Origin of the sequence: Herbaspirillum autotrophicum, from assembly GCF_001189915.1 — a bacterium.
Taxonomy (GTDB): Bacteria; Pseudomonadota; Gammaproteobacteria; order Burkholderiales; family Burkholderiaceae_D; genus Herbaspirillum; species Herbaspirillum autotrophicum.
In genome coordinates this window covers 1-1,756 of sequence record NZ_LFLS01000079.1, presented here as the reverse complement: position 1 = coordinate 1,756, position 1,756 = coordinate 1, and the positions used below count along the sequence as shown (strand labels likewise).

General features: G+C 46.0%; 5 protein-coding genes. 4 read left to right on the top strand and 1 reads right to left on the bottom strand.

The genetic code is table 11. The features are described 5' to 3' along the window. The 4 genes from AKL27_RS28275 to AKL27_RS26825 form a co-directional block, all read left to right on the top strand. Window positions 1-357: hypothetical protein (locus AKL27_RS28275; protein ID WP_198156108.1), on the top strand; the 357-nt coding region annotated here is incomplete at its 5' end. Continuing rightward, the gene (locus tag AKL27_RS26830; RefSeq protein WP_050465959.1) at window positions 354-626 is read left to right on the top strand and encodes a hypothetical protein; all 273 of its coding nucleotides are present in this window, start codon (window positions 354-356) and stop codon (window positions 624-626) included. The genes AKL27_RS28275 and AKL27_RS26830, both read left to right, overlap by 4 nt. A 113-nt stretch (window positions 627-739) precedes the next feature. After that, entirely contained in the window at window positions 740-1,204 is a 465-nt protein-coding gene (locus AKL27_RS27420; protein ID WP_083439327.1) for an EndoU domain-containing protein, read from the top strand. A 10-nt stretch (window positions 1,205-1,214) separates the two neighbouring features. Next, window positions 1,215-1,463 (top strand): MafI family immunity protein, encoded by a 249-nt coding sequence (locus tag AKL27_RS26825; protein ID WP_157057138.1) that lies wholly within the window; start codon window positions 1,215-1,217, stop codon window positions 1,461-1,463. Here AKL27_RS26825 and AKL27_RS28270 read toward each other — a convergent pair. Next, window positions 1,398-1,756: hypothetical protein (locus AKL27_RS28270; RefSeq protein WP_198156109.1), on the bottom strand; the 359-nt coding region annotated here is incomplete at its 5' end. The genes AKL27_RS26825 and AKL27_RS28270 overlap by 66 nt on opposite strands.

Below are 1,756 nucleotides of genomic sequence, written 5' to 3'. Positions count from 1 at the left end.
TCTGATCCGGGAACGCAGGCTTATATCAAGGCGATGGACAAAAGGATCTTTGACGATATTGGAACAGCTGCGACGGGAGTGGCACTTGTCAGTCCCATCGGCATGATGGGTACTGCGGCAGCTATCGTTGGTGCAAGCGCTACCGTCGGCTCAGGTAATGTAGATGGAGAATCAGGAAGTGGTCTAGCAAATGTAGCTCTACAACAAATTGCTCAGCAGTACTTGCAGCGAGTATATGGGCTTGGAGAAGCAGCAGCTAGTCGAGTTATTTCGTTGGTCGCTTTGGGTGGTGGATGGCAAGCATTTTTAGATAGGACTCAGCAACAACTTAAAGATACGAGCGAGGACAAAAAATGAATCATTTGCGTGTCATGAGAATATTGTTGGTTCTAATTGGCATTGTGGGCATAGTCAAAGGAATATTTTTTTTTACACATCGTGAATATGATCAATTATTGTTTTTGGTATGCATATCGCTCTGGCTGGTATGGATTATTAATGCTGTATTTAAGAACTGGAATTTGCCGGCACCGTTTGCTTTTAACGAAGGAACCAATCAACTTGGTCGGATGGCATATTTCATTGTTGTCGCGGGATTATTTTTATATGTCGCTTACTCTCAATAAGTTCCCTTGCGTCGAAGGCATTCTACGCCGCCATCAACTGGCAAAACGCCACGCTGGAAAGTGCCGCTAAAGAACTGGAGCAGCGGTTTGGGTTGTCTCCACAGGCGGCCAGTATGCTGGCGGTTACAATGGCGGGGACGATGTCGGGTGCAGGGAAGCTTGGGCAGAAGCTTGGTGAGAAGGCGCAAGCGGGAAAGAACTGGGCAAATAGAGGCGGTACATATGTAGATATTTTGTCTCCAGAGGCACGTAAGCACATACTGTATGGCGATGGTCCGGGTAGTGGTGGGCACTTATGGCCTGGACAGTCTGGAAAGACTGTTTTTCCTGAGAGTTGGAGTGCGAATAAAGTAATGCATGATGTAGGAGATATAGCGACGTCTCCAAATACAAAGTGGTACGCACAAACAGGAACAGGTGGTCTCTATACTAAAAACGGCGATCCTGCTAAATGGGTTGCATATGAAGTACGTGATGGGGTGCAGATTCGTGTGGTGTATCAACCTGCTACAGGTAAAGTTGTCACTGCATTTCCTGATCCGAATCCGGTTCCATCATCTTTAAAGGCTGTGAAATAGGAAAGACAATATGTTTGCTGAAAAAATCAAAGAATTTGCAGATCGAATTTCAGGAAAACTTGATGATGATCTTTTACAAGGCGCATTGAATTACGCCGATCATAATGAGGAGCCTCTTGCAATCGAGATACTATGTGATCATTTGATTGAGTACGAAGTTGACCTTAGTCAAGAAGATCTAAGCCTTTTAAAGTCAATATTGGTTGAAATGAAAATAAATATCTCTGCAACACCTTTTAAGTATTTTGATTTTCCGTAAATGGATTTGGGAAAAATCAACAGGTGAGACTTTGCTCTGCACCTCGCCGGCGGCATCATCGACAGCAGTGCACCGAAAGACAAAAACCAGCTGCTCACCGGCACCCTCACCACCAGTGACATCGACAACAAGGCGTCCTACAACAGCGATAGCAGCAGTATCTCGGCCAGTGTCGACAGCGGCCAAAGTCTGGCGCAAAACGCCCTCGTCAATGTCGCCAAAAATGCCGCTGGCAATCTGCAACAGCCACAAAATGGAAATGCCAGCAGCATCACAAAAAGCGCAATTGCCGC